Genomic DNA, 22,704 nt, shown 5'->3' on the forward strand with positions numbered 1-22,704 from the left:
TTTCACGCTATATTTCAACTATATGTCATGAAAAAAGAAAATATTTTTCGTCTATTATTTTTTCATAGTGAATAGGATGAAAGTAAGTGGACAATCCGGAAAGGAGGCAACCGTTATGAAAAGTAAACAATGGGTAGCATTATTATATGGCTGGATTATTGTTTTAGGTCTTATGATGCTCGCAAGTTTTGTATTAGCTTTGTTGCTTCGCTTTACTACGTTTAATGATCCTGCTTTGTCATGGGTCACTTTCGTCATTGGCCTTATCAGTTTATTTCTTGGGGGGCTTGCAGCAGGCGTTAAAGGAAAAACAAAAGGATGGGTCATTGGTCTGTTTACAGGAATGGGATTTACATTATTCGTTTTATCTGTACAGTACTTAGGCTACCAACAAGGGTTTTCATTTGAACAATCCCTTCACCACGCTGGCTATATGGCCGCTGCATTATTTGGTGGTGCATTAGGTGTCAACATCGTTGGAGATGCGTCGTCAAGCGATAGCTAAACAATTAATACTAGAACAATTATCTTTTTGTGGTGTTAAAGCAGGCTCGGGGCGCCCGTTTAGCAACGTAGCGAGTGGAAAGAAGCAACGAAAGTTTTAGGAATCATGGTCCTGCAACAGGAGTATGCCGGCGCCCTTTAGTAAGCCCTCCTTTAGTCAGCTTGCCTATTTAGGACGAACCAATGATGACTTATCTTAGGGCAATGGAGTGAAGTCGCCTAGTTGCTGGAGGCTTGCGCCCGACGGGGGCAATTTTTGTTCAATCCTCGTTTTGCTTTATAACAGAAATGCTTTTTTATCTTTCAAAAAAGGAACACAAAAGCAATTGCCTTTGTGTTCCATTATACTTTATACCCTATGTATAAAAATTTCTGTTCGTCGGTATAAGCAACAGACCCTCGTCCATTGCTTATCCCTTATTAGGTAACCATCATAGTTATTATTGTTTTACTTCACGTATTGCTGAGCGGTCATAAGTCAATTTAGATCCGTCACCAGCTTGTAAAACTAGCGTATCTTCATCCATTGCATGAATCTCTCCATGAAAACCGCCAATCGTAACTACAGCGTCCCCTTTTTGCAAATTAGATTGCATTTCTCTGACTTGCTTTTGGCGCTTTTGCTGTGGTCGAATAAGTATAAAATACAGAAGCACAAACATCAGAATAAGTGGTGCTAACGTTGCTAACATTTCCATTGTTCTATTCCTCCCTTCTACACGTTAAAAATTCCTAGCATTCGGTTTATTAAAACCGTATTGCTCAAAGAATTCCTCTCTAAATGAGCCAAGACGATCTTCGCTAATCGCTTTTCGTACTTGCTCCATTAATTTTAACAGAAAATATAGGTTATGATAAGTAGTAAGTCTAAAACCGAACGTTTCATTACATTTAATTAGGTGACGTATATAGGCACGCGTGTAATTTTTACAAACATGGCAGTCACAATTTTCGTCAATGGGTGAAAAATCACGTGCGTGTTTTGCATTCCGCACGACCAAACGACCATTTGCCGTCATACAAGTACCGTTCCTTGCAATTCTAGTAGGAAGGACACAATCAAACATATCCACCCCGCGAATCGCACCATCGATCAAAGAATCTGGCGAACCGACGCCCATTAAGTATCTCGGTTTATTGCTAGGCATGAGAGGTGTCGTAAATTCAAGTACACGGTTCATGACGTCTTTTGGTTCCCCAACAGATAATCCGCCAATAGCATAACCAGGAAAGTCAAGAGAAATTAAATCACGCGCGCTTTGCTTTCTTAATGCTTCATATTCACCACCTTGGATAATGCCAAACAATCCTTGCTCATCCGTTCGTTCATGTGCTTTTAAGCATCTTTCAGCCCAACGTGATGTTCGTTCTACAGAGCTTTTCATATAGTCATACTCTGCAGGATATGGCGGGCATTCATCTAACGCCATCATAATGTCAGAGCCTAAAGCATTTTGTATCTGAATAGCTTTCTCCGGAGATAAAAATAGCTTTTCTCCGTTTAAATGACTACGAAAATGAACGCCTTCTTCCGTAATATGCCTATTTTCACTCAAACTGAACACTTGAAATCCTCCCGAATCGGTCAAGATTGCTCCATCCCAATTCATAAACTGATGTAAACCTCCAGCTTCTTTAATAATATCTTCACCCGGTCGCAACCATAAATGGTAGGTATTAGATAAAATAATATTGGCATTGATCTCTGTTAATTCTTCTGGGCTCATTGTCTTTACGGTTGCTAATGTTCCCACTGGCATAAAGGTTGGGGTATCAAACGAGCCGTGCGGAGTATGTACACGCCCTAATCTAGCGCCAGTTTGTTTACATGTTTTCTTTAATTCATAAGTAATTGGTGTCATGATTTACTCTTCCTTTATCAATAAAGTCGTTCTCTTCATAGTCGAGTGATTTCAGTCTGTTAAGGCAAGTACGTTAAAACATTTTGCAAATTCCAAGTACTACTGGTTATGTGTATATTTAAGCATATATAAACATGGCATCTCCAAAACTAAAGAAACGATATTGCTCTTGTACAGCTTCACGGTATGCTTCCATTACAGCATCTTTACCAGCAAATGCGCTAATTAACATCAATAAGGTAGATTTAGGTAAATGAAAGTTAGTAATTAAGCCATCAACTGCTTGAAACTGATAAGGGGGGTAAATAAAAATATCTGTCCAACCACTAGCTTGCTTAAAAGCCCCTTGATTATCCCTAGCAATAGTCTCTAAAGTACGTGTAGATGTAGTACCTACTGAAATAATTCGACCGTCAGATTGTTTAACGGCATTAAGCAAATCCGCTGTATCTTGATCCATGTGATAAAATTCTGCATGCATCTCATGCTCTTCCACTGTCTCTACACTTACCGGGCGAAAAGTACCTAATCCTACATGTAATGTGATAAAAGCAATGCGTACCCCCATTTGCTCTAATTCATTTAATAGTTTCTTGGTAAAATGAAGTCCAGCAGTAGGAGCTGCCGCAGATCCTTCTTCTTTTGCATAGACGGTTTGATAACGCTCCTTTTCAGGAAGTTGTTCTTTAATATAAGGCGGTAATGGCATCTCACCTAATTGATCTAGTACCTCATAAAAGATTCCTGTATAAGCGAAATCCACCACTCGACCGCCGTGCTCTTTCACTTGCGTAACTGTTGCAGTTAAGAGACCATCTCCAAAACGGATTACCGTTCCAAGCTTTACTTTTTTTGCCGGCTTTGCAAGTATTTCCCACGAATCCCCATCTACTTGATGTAACAATAATATTTCAACATTTGCTCCCGTGTCCTCTTTTATACCATGGAGCCTTGCTGGTAATACTCGGGTATTATTTAAAACAAGACAATCCCCCGGTTTTAAAAATTGCTTTACATCAGAAAAGTGGTGGTGAGAAATAACTTTCGTTTGTTTATTTAAAACAAGCAGCCTTGAAGCCGTACGTTCTTTTAACGGCGTCTGAGCAATTAATTCTTTTGGTAAATCAAAGTCAAATTCTTCAATATTCATGATGAAACTCCTTACTTTTATCGAAACTTGCCAAAAATATAAAACAACAAGGTTAGAATCAAGCTAACCACAATAGATGTAACAATAGGAAAATGAAAAACAACATTTCCTTTTTTCCACGTGATATCCCCTGGTAACTTACCAATGAAATTCCAAATAACTCCCATTAGCAAGAAGATAATTCCTAGTACAATAAAGACTTTACCGAGGTTCATTATCTGCTCTACCCTTCCATCCAAAGTGTTCATAGGCCACTGGAGTCACTATTCTTCCCCGTGGTGTTCGCTGAATAAACCCAATCTGCAATAAAAACGGCTCATATACATCTTCAATTGTTTGCGGTTCTTCACCGATCGTTGCTGCGATCGTATCTAAGCCAACAGGACCACCTTGAAAATGATTCATCATTCCCTTTAAAAGTTTGTGATCGATATGATCTAAACCATGTTTATCTACCTGTAGCATTTCTAATGCTTGACCAGTAGTAGATAAACTAATTTTCTGTTCTCCTTTTACTTGGGAAATATCGCGAATTCGTTTTAACAGACGGTTCGCAATTCTTGGCGTACCTCTAGATCGCTCAGCAACCTCCAAAGCTGCCTCTTTTGTAATACTTGTATTAAAAATGTCGGCAGTACGTTCAATAATCATGCATAAATCTTTTGGATCATAAAAATCAAGCCTGCTCAACACCCCGAATCGATCACGTAATGGAGCAGATAACAAACCAGCTCTTGTTGTTGCCCCAACTAATGTAAACGGTGGTAAGTCTATTCTGACAGATCTTGCACTCGGTCCTGAACCGATCACAATATCAAGAAAAAAATCTTCCATAGCAGGATAAAGAACTTCTTCAACGGTTCTAGGCAGCCGGTGGATTTCATCAATAAATAATACATCCCCTGCTTCTAAAGAAGAAAGAATCGCTGCCAAGTCACCTGCCCGCTCAATAGCAGGGCCTGATGTAGATCGAAATTGAACACCCATTTCATTGGCAATAATAGCTGCTAACGTTGTTTTACCAAGCCCTGGAGGGCCATATAAAAGAACGTGATCTAAAGGCTCCTCACGCATTTTAGCAGCCTGAATAAAGATGCGTAGGTTTTCTTTCACCTTATGCTGTCCAATATATTGTGACAACATCGTCGGGCGCAAACTTAATTCAACAGTTGCATCCTCTTCTTGCAGTTCACCAGTGACCATACGATCTTCCATTTACCTGCCCCTCCTCTATTAATTTTTCATAAGTAATGCTAATGCTTTACGAACTATCATATCCGTTGTTTCAGACCCTGTATATGATAATTTAGCTAAAGTAGCTTTTATTTCGTTTTCTGAGTAGCCTAAAGCTTTTAACGCTTCTTTAGCATCTTGAATAGCGGTATTATCAAATGGCTCATCTGTTTTCTGTTGTCCTTCATTTACAGCAGTTGAAATAGTTAATTTTCCTTTTAAATCAAGAATGATTTGCCTTGCTGTCTTTTTCCCGATACCTGGAAAATGAGTTAGAAAAGCTTCATCTTCTCGTTCAATTGCTGCAGCAAACTCTCCTACATGAACGGAACCCATAATAGCGATCGCACCTTTAGGGCCGATGCCTGAGACAGATATAAGCTTTGTAAACAAATATTTTTCATCAAGGTTCTCAAAGCCATATAACAGTTGTGCATCCTCGCGAACATGATGATATGTATATACTTTTATATCTTTATTTTCTAAATCTTGAAAAGCAAATGGATTGGCACAAATAATTTCATAACCAACCCCATGTACATCAACAATAATCGCTTCTTCGTGTATATATGTAAGCTTCCCTTGTATATATGCAATCATTTCTCTACTCCTTTTACCTTATCCATTCATTTTATCATAAGTTGATGGAAATGAATAAACTTCTATTTCTAGCTTGGAGAAATAGAAGTTTAACTTCAAAGTGTGTACAGCGATTATTCCGTTACTTCCAAATTATGATAAATATCTTGTACATCTTCGTTGTCTTCTAATGTTTCAATTAAATTCATCATTTGTGTAGCGGCTTCTTCTGATAAAGTAGTAGTTGTTTGCGGGATAAGTGTTATTTCCGAGTCAGCAATGGCGTAACCAGATTCCATCAAGTGATCCACGACTTCTGGAAAGTTTGCTGGATCTGTAAATATTTCAAACGTCCCTTCCTCTACTTGTATATCCTCAGCCCCAGCTTCCAAGGCTTCTAAAGTTAATTCGTCTTCATCTATTTCACCTTGTTCATCGGTAATAACAATGTAACCTTTACGGTCAAACATAAACGACACGCTACCATTTTCACCTAGGTTACCATTGTTTTTTTTGAATGCATGGCGTATGTCTGCTGCCGTTCTATTTTTATTGTCTGTTAGAACATGCACAATGACAGCTACCCCTCCAGGACCATACCCTTCATATGTTAACTCTTCAAAATTGGCACCGTCTAATGACCCGGTTGCTTTTTTGATTGCACGATCTATATTATCGTTTGGCATATTATCAGCTTTTGCTTTATCAACAGCAAGGCGTAGACTCGGGTTTAACGCCATATCACCACCACCTTGCTTAGCAGCTGTATATATATCTTTGGCATGCCGCATGAAGATTTTTCCTTTTTTTGCATCTTGCGCGTTTTTTCTTCGTTGTATATTTTTCCATTTAGAATGACCAGCCATGAGGACATTCTCCTCTCTAGAAATTTCCTTTCTTACTATATCAAAAATAAGCCAATTCTTAAAGAGATACCCATAATACCACTTACTCCAATTTATAAGCCTTTGAGATAGTATGTACTGTTAACCGTGAGCCTCATGTTAACAGAAGTAAAATACGAACGTTATGTACATCTCCTCTTCATTCTAGCAGATCTAATCTAGATTAGAATAATAAGGTTGTGGCTTTTTTTAACCCTCGAACCATTCGTCGGGAATAAGAGAGGCTGCAACTTCGTCTCCAATCGAGTGGAAGCGGAAGTTAAAATTACCTTCCACTTCTTTTTCTCATTTTACAAATTGGTTAATAAACTCTGCCATTTCCTTACCATTATCCTTTGCTTCTATCCTTGCTTCTATATTTTTCATTTTCTCCCAATGCGCATCGTCTGTATAAATAATGATTTCTTTATTTGCTTGAGGTAGTAATTGCTTTACTTCTTTTTTAATGTCTTCTCCAACATCATCCGTCACATGCGTATTTAATTTTACTCCTATTAAAATACGGTCTGCTGTAGAAGCCACTTGGGCTTGACTAATTTGTTTATGATCTCGTAATGCTTCTGCAATTAATTTTGATTCTTCATTGGTAAAAGGATCAGAATAACCACTTTTAAAATCGGATCGATTTATGTTGTATTGCTTGCTTTGTGAATAACCACCTTCTTCTCCAATTGTCTCTTCTCGAATATTTAAACGATCTTCCCTCTCCTTATCTGTTTCATAATGAATAGGCTGCGTACTGTCTTTTTCATAATCTTGATAATCATTTTCGGCTTCTTCATTCGTACAACCTAGTACAATAAAAGCCAAACTGAGTAGTATAATACTTATTTTAAACCACATAAAAAACACCTCCTTACCAATAGTTTGGTTTATGAAGGTGTTTTTACACAGTTAATAATAGGTAAGTCTATTTTTTTCGAGAAAAGAAGGGTAAACTTTCACGCTTATGTGCCGTTCTTTTGTGCATTGTTTCAATTTTTTTACGGTCTGCTTGAGGAATATCTTCGCCTTTGAGATATGCGTCTATCAAGGCATAACGTATGCCCATTTCTTCTTCATCACTCTGTCCTTCCCACAAATCTGCACTAGGCTGTTTGTTTACAACAGCATTAGGAATTCCTAAGTAAACTGCTAATTCCTTCACTTCTCCTTTTGTAAATTCAACAATAGGAAGAATGTCCACTCCTCCGTCACCATACTTCGTGAAGTAGCCTGTATACCATTCCGCAGCATTATCTGTGCCGACAACGAGATAATTATGATTAGTTGCTATCGTATATAGTGTACTCATTCGTAATCGTGCACTTAAATTAGCTTTCGCCAGTTTTTCATTATTGGTATTATACATTTGATTTGCTTGTAGTTCTGATTGAATAGAGTTATACATATTATCCCTCACCTTAGCTAAATCAATTGTTACATAATCTATACCTAATTTATCCACTACAGCTTTCGCATCTCTTACAGAAGTATCACTTGAATGGATTGGCATAATTACCCCTATAGAATTATCTGGACAAGCTTTTTTAATTAATGCTGCCACTACAGCAGAATCAATACCTCCACTAACACCTACAGCTAATCCCTTAACCCCTGTTTTTTCCACTTGTAATTGTAACCAACTTACAATTTCATCTACTTCTTTTTTCAACTTAAGCCCTCCTTATTTATATTAACAACCATAAAACTGGTTGTCTATTTCCCTTTTCCTCCCAATTAGACATTTTAATCATATATGTATGTTTTACTTTTCACAAAAATAATTCCTCTATAGCATGTGATTCAATCTCTTACAATTACGTTACACGTAAGGCTACATAGGAAAACTGTATATGGAAACGTACTCTAATTATAATACCATTAATAATAATTTTTTACACTATAGGAATTCACAGAGTTTTGCTCGGCACTTTCCAGCACAACTTTCCTATAGAGTATAAAAAAAGAGACGATGGAAATGTCGTCCCTTTTAACGATTATTTATCTTCCTTCTTTTCCCTTTGTTCTTTTTGTGATAATTCATAATACCCAGGAGGCATCGGAAATGGCATTTGATTCATGTTATTTTGAAACGGGGGATACAACGGCACATGTACATCTGATGTATGTTGATCAGGATTTTCTTCTCCCGCTTGGCCGCGATACATACCCTGAGACTCATATTGCATTTGATTGTTCCAAGCCGATTGAGCTCCTCCCCCCATATTTGCCTGCATCTGTGGCATCATTTCATTTCCCATAGTTGGCATATATCCTTGGCTTCCCATTCCCATCATGCTAGCGTGTTGTCCGTGCTCATAAGGCATTGGCATTGATGGCATCGCCATACCATGACAAGCCCAAGGGTTCGGTCCTACCGTCTGAAAAGGTATTTGTGGATAGCATGGATCCATAACGTAACAGCATAGTGGAGCCATTGGAACTTGTGGTTGCATCATTGGCATTGGCTGAGGCATTGGTTGCTGTTGTGCTTTCACCTGTTTTGGCTCTTCTTTTGGCTTTTCCTTTTTAACAGGCTTTACTTCTTGTTTCGGTTGTGCTGTCATATGTGGAAAGTTAATGGTTGTATAATTTTGAAACTCTTGTTCCATTACTGGCATTTGCATCATTGGTTGGGTATACATTTGTTGCATTGGTGGCATTGGTGGCATAGACGGCATTGGCGGCATTTCCGGCATTTCCGGCTTCACCATTTTCGGTTTTTCCTTATCATCTTCCTTAATTACAGGGGTTGGCTTTTTCTGTATTTCTTTATATGGTTGCTCTGTCGGAGGTTGCTGCATTTCCTTTATTTGCTTTTGTTTTACTGATTTGGAGTTTCCAGGAATTTTTATTTTCATCCCAGGCATAATCATGTCTGGACTGGAAATTTGACTATTCAATTGCTTTAATTCTTCAAAATCCACACCATATTGTTGAGCTATCTCCCACATCGTATCACCTTTTTGTACAATGTGTATTTTCAAATTCATCAAACTCCTCTCTGTCATATCTGGGCTAATTACTCTATATCAACATATGCAAAGAAAGATTAAATGTTGATAAATTTAAATATAGAATTATCTCTACATAATGGTGTGGATTGGTTGTTGAAAAGAAAGGTTTTCTTATGTTTATAAATGATCCAATTGATATACTGGGTATGTCCCTAAAACGGTCACTTGACAGCCTAATGCTTCTAATTCTGCTTTTACACCTGGGAAGAGAACTTCATCATAAGGTTGATTAACATCAATAATAAAAAAATAATTACCTAGTCCTGTTTTCATGGGACGAGATTCAATTTTAGACAAATTCATTTTTCTCCATGCAAAAGCAGATAATACTTGATGTAATGCTCCTGCAAAATCGCTTGGAAGTGTAATTAATAGCGTTGTTTTCTCTGATTGAACGGGATGTGCTATTTTTACCAATTCCCGTTGTTTACTTAACACAATAAACCTCGTATGATTATTCGGAAAATCATGAATGTTTTTCTGAATTGTATAGAGTCGATATATATTAGCAGCTAATTGATTACCAATTGCAGCTAATGGTTCTCCTTTTCTTTCACTTATTAGTTCAGCTGCTTTACCTGTGGATGAAGTAAAATGAAGCGTTGCATTTGGTAAGTGTTGATGAATATACTGATGACATTGTGCAATAGCATGACTATGAGAGTGCACTTCCTTTATATCAGCCATTTTTCCGGTGAAACTAGCGTGCACCAAAAGATGTTGCTGTATAGGAACAACAATTTCTGCCATAATCGGCAAACGTACTTGATGCACTAAATAGTCAACGGTCAATTGAACTGTGCCTTCTATTGCATTTTCTAATGGTACAACACCTATATTAATCTCCCCATTATTTACTGCATCAATACATGCTGGTATTGTAGAATAACTATGTTTTACCTCGCCATTAAATGTCTTGTCCACTGCTAGTTTTGTAAACGTACCTTTAGGTCCCAAATAGCCAATAGTTGCTGTCACTACGTTATCCCCCTATATTTTCTAATATAAAAATGATTTCTGTTGAAAATAAAGCGAAACTACATTCAATAGAAGCTTTTGCCCCGCCTCTACGAATGTAGCTAGAATGACCATCTTTAACCTTTATGCTTTTTTCGTTTCATAGACGGCACATGTTCTTATTCCATAAATTCAAACTCAAATTCTAATATACGAACCGTATCTCCGTCCTCTGCACCTCGTTTTCTTAAAGCATCATCAACTCCCATTTTTCTTAGCTGACGTGCAAACCGCTGTACAGCTTGATCGTGGTTAAAATCAGTCATTTTAAATAACTTTTCAATGCGATATCCAGATAGTACATAAGCACCATCATCATCTCTCGTAATTTTAAACGGATCTTCTTCTTTGTGATAACGGTAGATAACTTTCTCTTCTTTTGGAACAGCTTCTTCATCCATAGCACTTTTTGGTATCTCTTCTAATTTATCAGCAATCGCAAATAATATATCCCGAACGCCATCTTTTGTAAGTGCAGATATTTCATAAATAGGATGTTTATTTTGTAGTTTCCCCTTAAATACTTCCAAATTTTCTTTGGAACCCGGCATATCCATCTTGTTTGCCGCTATAATTTGTGGTCGTGTCATCAATTTAGAATCATACTGCTCTAGTTCTTGATTAATTTTAACATAGTCATCATAAGGGTCCCGACCTTCTGTTGCAGCCATATCAATGACATGAACAAGTACTCTCGTCCTTTCTACATGACGCAGAAATTGGTAACCTAATCCCACTCCTTCATGTGCTCCTTCAATTAAACCTGGAAGATCAGCCATAACAAAGCTTCTCTGGTCATTTGTATCAACGACACCTAAATTGGGGGCCAATGTAGTAAAATGATAATCTGCAATTTTAGGTCTTGCAGCACTTACTACAGATAAGAAAGTAGATTTTCCGACACTAGGAAAACCGATTAATCCGACATCAGCGATTAGCTTTAGTTCCACCTTTATTTGCCTTTCCTGTCCTGGCTCCCCATTCTCTGCTATATCTGGCGCTGGATTTCTTGGAGTTGCAAAGCGTGAATTCCCTCTACCGCCACGACCTCCTTTTGCAATCACAGCTTCTTGATTATGTTCCGTCAAATCAGCAATTATTTCTCCGGTGCTTTCATCTATCACCGTTGTTCCAGGCGGTACTGGAACAATTAAATGAGGCGCATTTTTTCCATGTTGGTTTTTGCTCATTCCATTCTCGCCACGTTTTCCTTTAAAATGGCGATTATATCGAAAATCCATTAAAGTATTCAATCCTTCATCCACTTTAAATTTAACATCAGCTCCATTACCGCCATCGCCTCCTGCAGGGCCTCCTTTAGGTACATACTTTTCCCTACGATATGCGACAAGACCGTTACCACCATCACCAGCTTTAACATAAACACTTACCTGATCTACAAACATGTCCTCACCTCTTTCAATTACACGGAACAGAAAAAGAGCATTCTACAGTGTCACTATTGTCCATTACAGTTAAAGGAAAATGCGTTTCCAACCGGTGCAGTTGTTCTTTTAACTGTGCATGATTAAAAAATTCACTTACTGAGAAATGCATTGCTATCCTATCCTTCTGTTCCTGCTTAACAACTAAATGAACCGTTATAAATTCATCTTTGAGCTTCAGCCTCTTTATTACAGCGAAAAATTGCTCACATTGCTCCGTTAATATTTGGTCTATACTTTCAATCCGCTTTCCTTCCGTATGTATATCGTACTCTAATTTTACATCCACATACATATAAGCGTGCTTCATCACCCATAAACAAAACTCATTTGCTTGTAAGTGCATTAATTTTCGTTCCATATTATAACAATGAATGATATCAACTATCTTTTCTTCTATCTTTTTAACATTGCCCATTGAAGCATAACCGTGAATTATTTGTAAATGATTCATTAAGTCATGCCGATAATGCTGCATGAAACGAACAGCTTCTTCTGCATTCATATAACATCCTCCCACATGTCCAAAAGTATAGCAGAAAATGCAAAAAAGGTCATTCATTCTCCTAAGTCATTTTTCAATCCTTGTGGGTTCTTTCATTTTCCACGTTTTGTTTTGGTTCCTTTTTTCTATAGAAAAAAATAATGTTAAACGTTAAAAACTCCAGCCAATTTATTGGCTGGAGTTTTGTATTATGCTTCTTTAGCTACAGGGTATACACTTACTTTTTTACGATTACGCCCATAACGTTCAAACTTTACAACACCATCGATTTTTGAAAAAAGTGTATCATCTCCACCGCGACCAACGTTCTCACCAGGATAAACCTTCGTTCCACGTTGACGGTAAAGAATAGATCCACCTGTTACAAATTGGCCATCAGCACTCTTAGAACCAAGTCGCTTGGATTCGGAATCACGACCGTTTTTTGTACTACCAGCACCTTTTTTCTGTGCGAAATACTGCAAATCTAGACGTAGCATAAGATACACCTCCTTATTTATCTTGAATAGTAATAAATTGTCCATAATCCTGTTCTATGGACGAAAGTGATACAAGCATACCTTCAAATAATAATTGAACTCGACGCATTTCTTCAGAAGAAATGGAGTCTGGTATTGTTACATGAAGATAACCGCCATTATCACTTTGGTTTATATCAAGATCCACTTCACATAAAGCCAGAACTGCGTTTATAGAACCAACAGATACTGCAGAAACTCCTGCACACACTAAATCATATCCATAAGGACCGCTTTCAGCATGTCCGGAAAGTTCAAATGCTCTTATTTGTTCATCTTCACGAAAAACTATTACTTGTATCATAAGTAACCTCTAAGCGTTGATTTTATCAATCACTAATTTAGTGTAAGGTTGACGATGACCTTGCTTACGATGATAATTCTTTTTTGGCTTATATTTAAACACAGTAATTTTCTTTTGACGACCATGTTTAGCAACTTTAGCAGTTACTGATGCACCATTTACATATGGAGCACCAACTTTTACATCATCTCCACCAACAAAAAGAACTTTGTCAAATGTAACCGTCTCGTCTTGATCAGCAGCAACTTTTTCAATGAAGATTTCTTGGCCTTCTTCTACTTTCATTTGCTTGCCGCCAGTTTCAATAATAGCGTACATATACTTTGCACCTCCCATAAACTAAGACTCGCCATACAGGTACTACACATTGAGTTTACAACCTGTTCTGAGCGGTTGTAGCACTGGTGCTACGATGAATAACGTATTAATGTTACCATTACAACACCTTCATTGTCAATGAGTTTATGATGACTTCTTGAAAAAACAACGCTTTCCATCATTTATTACGTTGCCTCTTATAAGCAATTGTTTAGAAAATCTTGTACTATAAAACCGCTTTACATTATATAATTCAAGGTAATTATTGAACAGCTATAAAATGACAATACTACTTCGTGTTATTAGTCAAATCACCTAAGTCACCAACAGTATCTTTGTACCGTTTAGCCTCAAAATACCAATATAAGCAATCATATTCATTCATAAGCTTTATGGAGCCATTTGGATATATAATGTGAATATTGTGACTCCATCCACGGTAAAAATGAGAAAAAACTTCTAGTAACGATTTTTCTGCTTTCACTCTAATAGATCTTGTCCGACCAATTGGATTATGTCTTGTTTCAAAACGCTTAAGTAGGAACCTTGTAAATACATAATATCGTTTTTTCCATTCATTTTTATTTTCAAACAGTAAGAAAAGACACAACAAAAAAGTACTTAATGTGAATGGTTGGACAACTAAAGAAGTGCCAAGCAAAAAGAGACATGCAATCAATGAGAAATAAATCGATCGATAGTATGCCATTTTGTATGGCCATTTTGTTGACATAAGAAGCTGAAGTAATTTCCCTCCATCTAAAGGTAATACAGGTAATAAATTAAAAATAAATATAGTCGTATTATAGTACATAAAAGTATCAAATATGGATGAGGATATGACCCCTGTATCAACTGCCACCAGCGCAATAACGTATAATACAATATGCTGAAATGGTCCGGCGCAAATGACCAGAACCTCTTCTCTCACAGGTCTGGTCCCATGTTCTTCTGTATCCATGACACCGCCAAATACCCAGAGCATAATTTTCTTTATACGCCACTTAAATTGTAATGCCATTATGTAGTGACCTAATTCATGAAAAAACACAATAAACAATAAAATAGCCAATTGCATAAATGTACCCGTAAAAAAAGAGATCAGGAGAAAAAGCAGTAAAATGGGATGGAAGTGAACTTTTGGCAATAAATTATTCCACATCGTCAACTTTTATCACCTGAACGGGGTCTATATACTGATTATCCTTCTCAATAGAAAAATAAACAGCTTGGTTATTTTCAGCTGGAACAAACTGGCCAATAGGTTGATTTTTAGCAACATGTTCGTATAAGTGAACATCAATATTGCTTAATTCACCGTACGTGGTAATACGATCATCTGGATGTTGGATGACAATTGTTTTATTTGTTTGCCGATCGTTTCCAGCAAAAATAACAATGCCCTGTTCCAACGCCATTATATCTGATTTTTCATTAGGGGAAATTTTTACTCCTGTACCGTTCGTTTGAAAAGATTCAGAAACATTACCGGCGACTGGAATTACTGGAGCATTATCGTTTTCAACCTGATCTTTTGAAGCTCCGTCCGGCATGAAAGCAAGTGGACTACCAAATGTTTCTTGATACCATAGATTTACTTTAGCAAATGGGAATTCCTCTATAAGGGCAGTGCTTATAATGGATTTAGCTGTTTGTAGTCGAGTTGATTCCATTTGCCAAATAATTGCAACCGTCAAAAATAAGATAGCGGAAAGAATTGCTTTCCATAAAAGACCTGTTACTATTTTTCTTTGTCGCCCATTACTTGATGTTGCAGTATAGACCGGTTCAAATCCATGCTTTTCCTCCTCTTGCACAAATGGTGTAACGACAGATTTTGATGCACTATTCTGTGAAGTAATGTTACGTGTTTTTTTTCTTTGCTCAATAGATTGACGTACTTGCTTAACCCCTCTACTCATAGTTTCTCATTCCTTCTAATCACATTTGTACAAGTATATGAGGTGAGTTGCAAATATATGTTAGTAAGAGGAAGAGCAAAACATACATTCAAAATTACACAATTGAATACTGCTACCATATTAGAAAACTTGGCTTGTCGCTAAGTCGTATGACGAAAGCTATCATTTATTTTATACTTTCTAGCTTTTCTATAGTGGAACAAAGGATCGGGGCGCCCGGTTAGCAACGTAACGAGTGGAACGAGTCAACGAAAGTTTTAAGGAATCATGCTCCTGCAACAGGAGTATGCCGGCGCCCTCCGTCAAGCCCGTCTTTAGTCGGCCTTCCTATTTAGAACGAATCGATGATGACTTAGCTTAGGGCAATGGAGTGAAGTCGCCTAGTTGCTCGGTGCTGAAGCCGGAAGTGGCTATTTGGCTATTTCGTATGCTTTCATATACAAAAAAAGCAGGAAAAGCCTGCTTTTTTTGTATGACTGTATTATATCAATTGCTGCCTTTAAGAACGCATGCCTAAAAATTGCTTAAGCTTTTGCATCATACCTTTTTCTGTATCTAACGATTGCAAAGGGACTGTTTCGCCTAAGATTCTTCTAGCAATATTCCGATAAGCAATAGAGGCTTTAGAACTTGGCTTAAACGCAACTGGTTCACCTTTATTTGAAGCTTTAATCACTTCATCATCATCTATCACAATACCAATTAGATCTACAGATAAAATTTGTAAAACTTCATCAATATCAAGCATATCTCCATTTTTCATCATATGATTTCGAATGCGGTTAATAATTAGACGTGGGGATTCAACCATTTCCTCTTTTTCTAATAATCCGATTATACGATCAGCATCTCGCACGCTCGATTTTTCTGGAGTAGTAACCACAATTGCTTTATCAGCACCTGCAATCGCATTTTGAAAGCCTTGCTCGATTCCTGCTGGGCAATCTATAATAATGTAATCATATTCTTGTTTTAGCTCATAAATAATCTGTTGCATTCCTTCACTTGTCACGGAAGTCTTATCACTTGTTTGCGCAGCTGGCAGCAAAGTTAAATAATCAAAGCGTTTGTCTTTAATTAATGCTTGTTTCAGCTTACATCTTCCCTCGATTACATCTACAATGTCATAAATGATACGATTTTCTAATCCCATAATGACATCCAGATTTCTAAGCCCAATATCCGTGTCTATTAAACAAACTTTCTTATCTATTAAAGCTAAAGCTGTACCGATATTTGCAGTAGTTGTCGTTTTTCCGACCCCGCCTTTTCCAGAAGTAATAACTATTGCTTCACCCATTCAGCATTCTCCTTTCGAACCTGTTTATCTCTCTTCGCTTCTGTGAAAGAACTTGGAGTCGATCAATGATTATTTTATCTTTTTCTTCATCGACCAGTCCACACTCCATATACACACCGTCAGATTCATAATCTGGAGCACGACTTATATAATGTGCAATCCTTAGTTGCATCGGATTCATATAAGATGCAACTATAAATGCTTGTTTATCTCCATCAATACCCGCATGTGCAATTCCGCGCAAGTTTCCCATTACAAAGATATTGCCTGTAGCCGTTACCTTTCCACCTGGATTTACATCTCCAATTAATAATAAATCGCCAGTTATATGTAAGACTTGTCCAGAACGAACTATTTGATTCATCGTTTTTATTTCACTATTTTCCTGCCATTTACGAACTTCTTCACGAGGAACAACATCAGATTCGATGATTTGAATGGTAAAGCGATTTTCAGCTGTTATAATTTCTTTTATTCGATTCATCTGATCATGCTTTAAGTATCGATAGCCTAATTTAACTCTTACAGCTACAACCGGCTCCACATGTGCAGGTTTGCTCTCTTTCATTTTATACTGCAATTCCTGCATGGCTTCTTCAAACGAACAGGTATCGTCAATAAATAATGTGAGCCCATCTTTTGTACCTTTCATGGTAATTAATTGCGTTTTGTCCTGTGTCACACGTTCACCTCATTCTATACATTCGGAAACTCGGAAGAATGCTTCAAATCAACAATATTCAAATCATATTTTTCCTTATCTACTTTGGTATGTCAACCTTCATTGAATAGGAGCCTAACAAATATAATTTGTTTGTAATACCAATGTCCCCCACTAGAACAGTATTCGTTTATTTTATAGTTAGAGAGTTGGGGGGGGAGAAAACTTAGCCTATCGCCAAAACTTTATGCAACACAGCATCTGCTTATACAATTAACTCTATCTTATTAGCGTAAGACGATGTGGTGAGTCGATAAAACATGTCGGTAACAACTTCATTTTAAATTCATTCAGCAACTCCCCTGCTACCAAATAGCCTCTCAAAATGAGTTTCCTTTCGTTATTTGATCTTTCCCCCAATTTGTCAGTTTTTTTGCAAACAGCGGGTATAAAACGAATAAGAAAATTAAATTTGACCCTATTGTAGGCAATAATCGGTTGGTTAAATACATACTCCACGGTATGTCTGTTAATCCAACTACAGAGTAGATGAGATAAATCATTCCGTCACTCACTATTAATCCAACACTGCCTAACAAAGCTACGACAAGAATGTTTCCGTGCAGTAATTTTTTTAGACCATAAATCAAGTAAATGGTAGAAGCGTACGAAAACATATAAACGCCTAGTGTACTTGTATAAACTATGTCAATTAGCAAACCAAAGATTAACGCGTATAGAACAGAATAGTGGGTACTTTCATTGTCATAGAATACAGCAATAAACACAAGAAATATAAAAACCCAATGGGAAACAATGAGCCAATCTGATCTCAATAAGTTTCCAGGCAGTAAATCCAAAGAAACTCCTTGTAAAACAAGAATAAGTAGAAGGATGAGAGGTAAATAGGCACGCTTCATTACTCCTCCTCCTCTTCTTCACTTTCCTGACCTTCATCAGTCTGTACAGAACGATCGACTACAATTACTTGGTTTAATTCGTACATGTCAGCAGATGGTTTTACTAAAGCAGTTTTCGTTAATCCATACTTGTCAGGAACTACTTCTTGAACTTTTCCAATCGGAAGCCCCGCTGGAAAAACGCCTCCCATTCCAGAGGAAACAATTAATTCATCCTTCTTCACATCTTTTTGAGACTCTTCAATAATTCGGAATATGAGGTGCTTACTTTTTTTATCATACCCTTCAATCATCCCAAAAATATTATCGCCCTTGTCTCGAGAGATTTCCCCAGAAATCCGGTTAAATTGGTCAAAGCCTGTAAGTAGTTGAACGGTAGAAGTATGCTTTGATGGCGTCATTACCTTTCCAACCATTCCTTCTGGTGTAATCACTGCCATGTTCTTTTTAACTCCATTATCTTTTCCTTTATTGATCGTAACTTGTTCTAGCCACCTTTCAGGCGATCTAGAAATTACTGTTGCTTGTATAGGATTATAATTTCTTATTGCATCCGATTCTGTCAGTTCAAGGTTTTTTCTTAAATCTTCATTTTCTTCTTTCAATTCTTGAACTTCATAAATAAGTCCTTTATATTCAGCAAGTTTTTGTTTTAGTAATTTATTTTCTTCATACGTATCCTTGAAATCTCCAATATTACGAGTAACGTTTGTTACCCAATTGACTGGAGCATGAACCACGCTTTGTGCCCAACCGACCGTATCATTGACGATTTCTTCTATTATTGTTAGGTCTTCTCGATCCCTTAAAGAGAAACCTATTAAAGCTACAAGCAGTATAAAACCAATTAATAGAAGGAACAATCGCTTTTTGCGTAAAAAAGACATCTAAACACCCGCTTAATCTACAGTATGACGTGATGACACATGTGGTTGGGATCGAAAGTGGTGCATGTATTCCAATGATTTACCCGTACCAATCGCTACACTTTCCAGTGGATTTTCCGTAATAAACACAGGCATTTTGGTTTCATCACTTATAACCTGATCAATATTTTTCAGTAAAGCTCCTCCACCAGATAAAACGACTCCCCGATCCATAATATCTGCTGCAAGTTCTGGTGGAGTTTTTTCTAATGTGTTTTTCACAGCTTCCACAATGGAATCTACGGTATCCTTTAACGCTACAGAAATCTCTTCTGCAGTAACAGTAATTGTCTTTGGTAAACCTGTTAAAAGGTCTCTTCCTCGTATATCAATTTCTTCATTCACATCCACTTTCCCTGCTGTACCAATTTCCAACTTAACGGATTCTGCTGTTCGTTCGCCAATCATTAAACTGTAATGCTTACGAATATATTGAGTAATAGCTTCATCCATGTTATCACCAGCTGTTCGAACAGAACGGCTAGTTACGACACCACCTAATGAGATGACTGCCACTTCCGTTGTGCCACCACCAATGTCTATAATCATACTCCCCGTCGGTTCCCAAACAGGAAGGTCTGCTCCAATAGCAGCTGCAAAAGGCTCAGAAATAGGATAAGCTTCCTTTGCGCCCGCTTGTTTCGTTGCATCAATAACTGCTCTTTCTTCAACCATCGTAATGCCAGAAGGAACACATACCATTACATTTGGTTTTTTTGCAAAATAAGATCTATTTTTCATAGCTTTATTAATATAATATTTCATCATGGTAGCTGTTGTATCATAATCAGCAATTACTCCGTCTTTCATTGGTCGAATGACAACAATATTTCCTGGAGTTCGTCCAATCATATTACGCGCTGCGCTTCCTACAGCTTCAATCTCTCCCGTGTTTTTGTTTTTGGCTACCACAGTAGGCTCACTAACAACAACATCTTTGCCCTTAACAAATACAAGCGTGTTGGCTGTACCTAAATCTATTCCTAAATCCTGAGAAAAATTAAATAATCCCAAAAAAATCTCCCTTTCCAGTTTGCATACATATATTTTTATGTAGCTCGTATTATGTTATTTTCAATTATCTCGTTTTCCCGTTAAAAAGTAAAACAATTATCTAGTATAACATGTGCTTAGTATACGTAAATATAAGCGTAACAAGCGCCACTTTCCTCAGTTTTGCTGAAAAATGGCGCTTCCTTCATTTCTTTTCTATATAATTATACGAAAAAAAATAAAAAATAGATAGTGTTAATACAAGTTTTTTGTCAAGCATGATCTACATCTATGTTTAAATAGGTTTCATTTTCACAAAACAACTTTATGTTTCAGCTTAGCAGGCGAATGGTTTAACAAGAAGTAATAGGTAGTGCTAAGCGCAGCATATTTTAAAAATAGGAGCATAAGGATAGCGTCCACTACCGTTATACTAGCATACAACAAATAAATGTCACATGAAGCAAATAGGGATTGGGAACTTATAGTTATTGCTGGTCAGGATTTTAATAAAAACATGTTTTCTCACTTCATGTAGATCATTCAAATTATCACAAGGAACGACAACTTTTGAGGTGAAAAGGATAAAAGGCTACCAATAACGCTACAATGTCATTTTTATAGCACACACTTTAAAATAATTTCTTAACGCATATTTTTAGCCAGACCATTAGATTACACTAACTTACAAGTAACCTTTTTCTTTTAAAGAAACAAATTTACGATTGCCTATAATTATATGATCGATCAGTTCAATCCCAATCATTTTTCCAGATTCAACTAATCTCCTTGTTACATGAATATCCTCCTGAGAAGGTGTTGGGTCGCCAGAAGGATGGTTATGGGCAACAATTATGGAAGCGGCAGAACGTTTAACAGCTTCACGAAATACTTCCCTAGGATGAACAATGGAGGCGTTTAGGCTGCCAATAAAGATCGTTTGCCGGTGAATAACTTGATTTTTGGTGTTTAAAAATAGTGCTACAAAATGTTCCTGGTTTAATATTCGCATATCTTCCATGATGTAATCTGCGCCATCTTCCGGAGAGCGAATGACATAACGATCACCTGATTGAAAACCGTTCATTCGCTTTCCCAACTCAATGGCAGCTAAAACAAGGACACCTTTAGCTCTGCCGATTCCTTTTATGGCTATTAACTCTTCTATCGTTGCATCATTTAAAAGTTTTAAACCTTCAAAATGCATCAACAGGCGATTAGATAAAGAAAGTACAGATTCTGATTTTGTCCCACTTCCAAGAATGATAGCCAATAATTCTGCATTTGACACCTGTCCAGGGCCAACCTTTAGTAACCTTTCTCTGGGGCGGTCATCTTTAGGTACATCTTTAATCATAATAGGCATTGAAGTCATTTTCATCCCCCTTTAACTAAGATACTTGTATCTTACAGAGGATTACTTGTTTAAACAAATCAGCAATTCTAAAAAAACAGCTAATTATCTGAGACAAAAAAAGCTTTATATAGGAGAAAAACGGACATATGAATAACTGTTTCTTCTTATAAATTCTATTCTAAGTAGATAAGCAAGTTAAAAACTTGAAGGATAATAAACTGTAAAACAGCATGGGAAATTTTATTCCAACCCATTTGTAGAAGGGTTCAACCCTATTTAAACCAATAAACTTTATACGATATTGTTTTCTTACATTATCCTACTTAGTAGTATAGTATTCTTTTATTCATTCACTATTTTTCACGCTTAAGCTCATGTATTAATTCATACCATAAAGTTAGTAAATTTGCTCCTAAGTCTACAGCCTCATCATTTCGCTCTTCAATCACATGTTGATTTATTGCATTACCTAAACTTTGGAAACGTTTAGGGATAGTTTTTTTGGTTGATTCCCATTGTTCTTTAGATATTTTTTGTTGTTGCATATCTTTCCGCCATACATCCGCAAATGTCTGCATCCAGCTTCTTTCTTCTTTCTTTAGTCCCTCTTCGTCCACATGAATCCGCCACTTCTTTATATAAATATCCAATTTTGAAGTAATATCCTTTTTTAACTGCTCCGCTTTTTCCTTTGAGGCAACCGCAGATATTAATAAAAAATATTGTTTCTCTTTTTCCCAAATCATTGCAGGTAGCCCTTCCTCTTGAAACTTCTTTTGCCACGTCTGCGCATTTCCTGCTTCAGAAAAAACGCCTCCCTGCAATACAAAAATATCAAAGCCTTGTAAATTTGCGTGACCATCTAGTTCTTTCCTTTCTTGTTCACGGCTAGTTTCGGTCACGCCAGCGTTGTTTAGCTCACTATTTGCTTGGCGATCTTCATCAATGGTAACAAACATTCGAATCAATGTAATGCCCAGCAATGTCCCTATAATAAAAGCGGAAGCAATGGCAATAATTAAAGGTTTCATAGGCTTTATTTTTTTAAAAAATAGGGGATAAACAAAAAATTTCTTATTAGATAGTCTGCCATATGATGGAACTTCTTCCTCTGTATCTGTTAGTGTTGCAGCTTCTTCATTCTCTGTCTCCCCAGTTGTATCATTATTTTTTGATGAATACATGGACAGCTTCACCTGCTGGCCGTTTTTCCAGACTGTTATTTTACGCTTGTCCTTTTTCACAGTTTTGCCTCCTGTTAGAAGAGTTCTATTTTACTCTAGCAA

Annotated in this window: 26 protein-coding genes and 1 other annotated feature; of the genes, 1 reads left to right on the top strand and 25 read right to left on the bottom strand. The window is 37.1% G+C overall.

Annotation, left to right across the window (positions count from 1 at the left end):
- The first annotated feature begins 115 nt into the window (after positions 1-115).
- A complete protein-coding gene (locus tag BUB45_RS01935; RefSeq protein WP_073004629.1) occupies positions 116-505 on the top strand; it encodes a TIGR04086 family membrane protein in 390 nt (129 codons plus the stop codon).
- Between the two features lie 439 nt (positions 506-944).
- Here BUB45_RS01935 and yajC read toward each other — a convergent pair whose 3' ends face one another.
- The 25 genes from yajC to BUB45_RS02060 all read right to left on the bottom strand — a co-directional run bounded on the left by yajC (position 945) and on the right by BUB45_RS02060 (position 22,662).
- On the bottom strand, positions 945-1,202 hold the full coding sequence (gene yajC / locus BUB45_RS01940) for a preprotein translocase subunit YajC (protein WP_073004631.1): 258 nt from the start codon (positions 1,200-1,202) through the stop codon (positions 945-947).
- Between the two features lie 24 nt (positions 1,203-1,226).
- Positions 1,227-2,366 carry a tRNA guanosine(34) transglycosylase Tgt gene (tgt, locus tag BUB45_RS01945; RefSeq protein ID WP_073004633.1) on the bottom strand — a complete coding sequence of 380 codons (1,140 nt, stop codon included), beginning with the start codon at positions 2,364-2,366 and terminating at the stop codon, positions 1,227-1,229.
- Between the two features lie 118 nt (positions 2,367-2,484).
- Positions 2,485-3,516: a tRNA preQ1(34) S-adenosylmethionine ribosyltransferase-isomerase QueA gene (queA, locus tag BUB45_RS01950; RefSeq protein WP_073004635.1), complete on the bottom strand. Its 1,032-nt coding sequence runs from the start codon at positions 3,514-3,516 to the stop codon at positions 2,485-2,487.
- A 17-nt stretch (positions 3,517-3,533) separates the two neighbouring features.
- Positions 3,534-3,731 (bottom strand): DUF2905 domain-containing protein, encoded by a 198-nt coding sequence (locus BUB45_RS01955; RefSeq protein WP_073004636.1) that lies wholly within the window; start codon positions 3,729-3,731, stop codon positions 3,534-3,536.
- Positions 3,718-4,731, bottom strand: coding sequence for a Holliday junction branch migration DNA helicase RuvB (gene ruvB, locus BUB45_RS01960; RefSeq protein WP_073004638.1), 1,014 nt, complete (start codon positions 4,729-4,731; stop codon positions 3,718-3,720). The genes BUB45_RS01955 and ruvB overlap by 14 nt, the downstream gene beginning before the upstream one ends.
- Positions 4,732-4,749: 18 nt before the next feature.
- Positions 4,750-5,349: a Holliday junction branch migration protein RuvA gene (gene ruvA, locus BUB45_RS01965; RefSeq protein ID WP_073004640.1), complete on the bottom strand. Its 600-nt coding sequence runs from the start codon at positions 5,347-5,349 to the stop codon at positions 4,750-4,752.
- A gap of 113 nt (positions 5,350-5,462) precedes the next feature.
- Positions 5,463-6,194 (bottom strand): YebC/PmpR family DNA-binding transcriptional regulator, encoded by a 732-nt coding sequence (locus tag BUB45_RS01970; RefSeq protein WP_073004641.1) that lies wholly within the window; start codon positions 6,192-6,194, stop codon positions 5,463-5,465.
- A gap of 324 nt (positions 6,195-6,518) precedes the next feature.
- A complete protein-coding gene (locus BUB45_RS01975) occupies positions 6,519-7,076 on the bottom strand; it encodes a YhcN/YlaJ family sporulation lipoprotein (RefSeq protein ID WP_073004643.1) in 558 nt (185 codons plus the stop codon).
- Between the two features lie 67 nt (positions 7,077-7,143).
- Complete coding sequence (gene nadE / locus BUB45_RS01980) at positions 7,144-7,887, bottom strand: NAD(+) synthase (RefSeq protein ID WP_073004645.1); 744 nt, start codon at positions 7,885-7,887, stop codon at positions 7,144-7,146.
- Between the two features lie 325 nt (positions 7,888-8,212).
- Positions 8,213-9,202 (bottom strand): SafA/ExsA family spore coat assembly protein, encoded by a 990-nt coding sequence (gene safA, locus BUB45_RS01985; protein WP_073004647.1) that lies wholly within the window; start codon positions 9,200-9,202, stop codon positions 8,213-8,215.
- Positions 9,203-9,349: 147 nt separating this feature from the next.
- Positions 9,350-10,210 (bottom strand): prephenate dehydratase, encoded by an 861-nt coding sequence (pheA, locus tag BUB45_RS01990; protein ID WP_073004649.1) that lies wholly within the window; start codon positions 10,208-10,210, stop codon positions 9,350-9,352.
- 158 nt (positions 10,211-10,368) lie between these two features.
- Positions 10,369-11,655 (bottom strand): GTPase ObgE, encoded by a 1,287-nt coding sequence (gene obgE, locus BUB45_RS01995; protein WP_073004651.1) that lies wholly within the window; start codon positions 11,653-11,655, stop codon positions 10,369-10,371.
- Between the two features lie 13 nt (positions 11,656-11,668).
- On the bottom strand, positions 11,669-12,199 hold the full coding sequence (locus BUB45_RS02000; protein ID WP_073004653.1) for a Spo0B domain-containing protein: 531 nt from the start codon (positions 12,197-12,199) through the stop codon (positions 11,669-11,671).
- Positions 12,200-12,387: 188 nt separating this feature from the next.
- The gene (rpmA, locus tag BUB45_RS02005) at positions 12,388-12,678 is read right to left on the bottom strand and encodes a 50S ribosomal protein L27 (RefSeq protein ID WP_073004655.1); all 291 of its coding nucleotides are present in this window, start codon (positions 12,676-12,678) and stop codon (positions 12,388-12,390) included.
- Between the two features lie 13 nt (positions 12,679-12,691).
- A complete protein-coding gene (locus tag BUB45_RS02010; RefSeq protein ID WP_073004657.1) occupies positions 12,692-13,021 on the bottom strand; it encodes a ribosomal-processing cysteine protease Prp in 330 nt (109 codons plus the stop codon).
- 9 nt (positions 13,022-13,030) lie between these two features.
- Entirely contained in the window at positions 13,031-13,339 is a 309-nt protein-coding gene (rplU, locus tag BUB45_RS02015; RefSeq protein WP_073004659.1) for a 50S ribosomal protein L21, read from the bottom strand.
- A gap of 14 nt (positions 13,340-13,353) precedes the next feature.
- Positions 13,354-13,426: a sequence feature (ribosomal protein L21 leader region), on the bottom strand.
- A gap of 202 nt (positions 13,427-13,628) precedes the next feature.
- Positions 13,629-14,501 (bottom strand): M50 family metallopeptidase, encoded by an 873-nt coding sequence (locus BUB45_RS02020; RefSeq protein ID WP_084723505.1) that lies wholly within the window; start codon positions 14,499-14,501, stop codon positions 13,629-13,631.
- The gene (locus tag BUB45_RS02025) at positions 14,491-15,261 is read right to left on the bottom strand and encodes a M23 family metallopeptidase (protein ID WP_073004663.1); all 771 of its coding nucleotides are present in this window, start codon (positions 15,259-15,261) and stop codon (positions 14,491-14,493) included. Before BUB45_RS02025 ends, BUB45_RS02020 begins: the two co-directional genes overlap by 11 nt.
- 499 nt (positions 15,262-15,760) lie before the next feature.
- On the bottom strand, positions 15,761-16,561 hold the full coding sequence (gene minD / locus BUB45_RS02030; RefSeq protein WP_073004664.1) for a septum site-determining protein MinD: 801 nt from the start codon (positions 16,559-16,561) through the stop codon (positions 15,761-15,763).
- The gene (gene minC, locus BUB45_RS02035; protein ID WP_116278410.1) at positions 16,554-17,243 is read right to left on the bottom strand and encodes a septum site-determining protein MinC; all 690 of its coding nucleotides are present in this window, start codon (positions 17,241-17,243) and stop codon (positions 16,554-16,556) included. Before minC ends, minD begins: the two co-directional genes overlap by 8 nt.
- Positions 17,244-17,602: 359 nt before the next feature.
- Positions 17,603-18,142, bottom strand: a complete 540-nt coding sequence (gene mreD / locus BUB45_RS02040) for a rod shape-determining protein MreD (RefSeq protein WP_073004666.1) — start codon at positions 18,140-18,142, stop codon at positions 17,603-17,605.
- The gene (gene mreC / locus BUB45_RS02045) at positions 18,142-19,029 is read right to left on the bottom strand and encodes a rod shape-determining protein MreC (RefSeq protein ID WP_073004667.1); all 888 of its coding nucleotides are present in this window, start codon (positions 19,027-19,029) and stop codon (positions 18,142-18,144) included. Before mreC ends, mreD begins: the two co-directional genes overlap by 1 nt.
- 12 nt (positions 19,030-19,041) lie before the next feature.
- Entirely contained in the window at positions 19,042-20,082 is a 1,041-nt protein-coding gene (locus BUB45_RS02050; RefSeq protein WP_073004669.1) for a rod shape-determining protein, read from the bottom strand.
- Positions 20,083-20,746: 664 nt separating this feature from the next.
- The gene (radC, locus tag BUB45_RS02055; protein WP_073004858.1) at positions 20,747-21,427 is read right to left on the bottom strand and encodes a RadC family protein; all 681 of its coding nucleotides are present in this window, start codon (positions 21,425-21,427) and stop codon (positions 20,747-20,749) included.
- A 344-nt stretch (positions 21,428-21,771) separates the two neighbouring features.
- Positions 21,772-22,662 (bottom strand): hypothetical protein, encoded by an 891-nt coding sequence (locus BUB45_RS02060; protein ID WP_073004671.1) that lies wholly within the window; start codon positions 22,660-22,662, stop codon positions 21,772-21,774.
- Positions 22,663-22,704: the final 42 nt, after the last annotated feature.

Origin of the sequence: Virgibacillus chiguensis (assembly GCF_900129865.1) — a bacterium.
GTDB lineage: Bacteria > Bacillota > Bacilli > Bacillales > Amphibacillaceae > Virgibacillus > Virgibacillus chiguensis.

Excerpts from the sequence above, each read along its gene's own strand:
- ruvA (WP_073004640.1), bottom strand. The coding sequence starts at position 5,349 with ATGATTGCATATATACAAGGGAAGCTTACATATATACACGAAGAAGCG.
- minD (WP_073004664.1), bottom strand. The coding sequence starts at position 16,561 with ATGGGTGAAGCAATAGTTATTACTTCTGGAAAAGGCGGGGTCGGAAAA.
- rpmA (WP_073004655.1), bottom strand. The coding sequence starts at position 12,678 with ATGCTACGTCTAGATTTGCAGTATTTCGCACAGAAAAAAGGTGCTGGT.
- rplU (WP_073004659.1), bottom strand. The coding sequence starts at position 13,339 with ATGTACGCTATTATTGAAACTGGCGGCAAGCAAATGAAAGTAGAAGAA.
- BUB45_RS02025 (WP_073004663.1), bottom strand. The coding sequence starts at position 15,261 with ATGAGTAGAGGGGTTAAGCAAGTACGTCAATCTATTGAGCAAAGAAAA.
- BUB45_RS02000 (WP_073004653.1), bottom strand. The coding sequence starts at position 12,199 with ATGAATGCAGAAGAAGCTGTTCGTTTCATGCAGCATTATCGGCATGAC.
- yajC (WP_073004631.1), bottom strand. The coding sequence starts at position 1,202 with ATGGAAATGTTAGCAACGTTAGCACCACTTATTCTGATGTTTGTGCTT.
- BUB45_RS01955 (WP_073004636.1), bottom strand. The coding sequence starts at position 3,731 with ATGAACCTCGGTAAAGTCTTTATTGTACTAGGAATTATCTTCTTGCTA.
- queA (WP_073004635.1), bottom strand. The coding sequence starts at position 3,516 with ATGAATATTGAAGAATTTGACTTTGATTTACCAAAAGAATTAATTGCT.
- BUB45_RS02020 (WP_084723505.1), bottom strand. The coding sequence starts at position 14,501 with ATGTGGAATAATTTATTGCCAAAAGTTCACTTCCATCCCATTTTACTG.
- tgt (WP_073004633.1), bottom strand. The coding sequence starts at position 2,366 with ATGACACCAATTACTTATGAATTAAAGAAAACATGTAAACAAACTGGC.
- BUB45_RS01970 (WP_073004641.1), bottom strand. The coding sequence starts at position 6,194 with ATGGCTGGTCATTCTAAATGGAAAAATATACAACGAAGAAAAAACGCG.
- BUB45_RS01975 (WP_073004643.1), bottom strand. The coding sequence starts at position 7,076 with ATGTGGTTTAAAATAAGTATTATACTACTCAGTTTGGCTTTTATTGTA.
- mreC (WP_073004667.1), bottom strand. The coding sequence starts at position 19,029 with ATGTCTTTTTTACGCAAAAAGCGATTGTTCCTTCTATTAATTGGTTTT.
- radC (WP_073004858.1), bottom strand. The coding sequence starts at position 21,427 with ATGCCTATTATGATTAAAGATGTACCTAAAGATGACCGCCCCAGAGAA.
- mreD (WP_073004666.1), bottom strand. The coding sequence starts at position 18,142 with ATGAAGCGTGCCTATTTACCTCTCATCCTTCTACTTATTCTTGTTTTA.
- obgE (WP_073004651.1), bottom strand. The coding sequence starts at position 11,655 with ATGTTTGTAGATCAGGTAAGTGTTTATGTTAAAGCTGGTGATGGTGGT.
- ruvB (WP_073004638.1), bottom strand. The coding sequence starts at position 4,731 with ATGGAAGATCGTATGGTCACTGGTGAACTGCAAGAAGAGGATGCAACT.
- BUB45_RS02010 (WP_073004657.1), bottom strand. The coding sequence starts at position 13,021 with ATGATACAAGTAATAGTTTTTCGTGAAGATGAACAAATAAGAGCATTT.
- BUB45_RS01935 (WP_073004629.1), top strand. The coding sequence starts at position 116 with ATGAAAAGTAAACAATGGGTAGCATTATTATATGGCTGGATTATTGTT.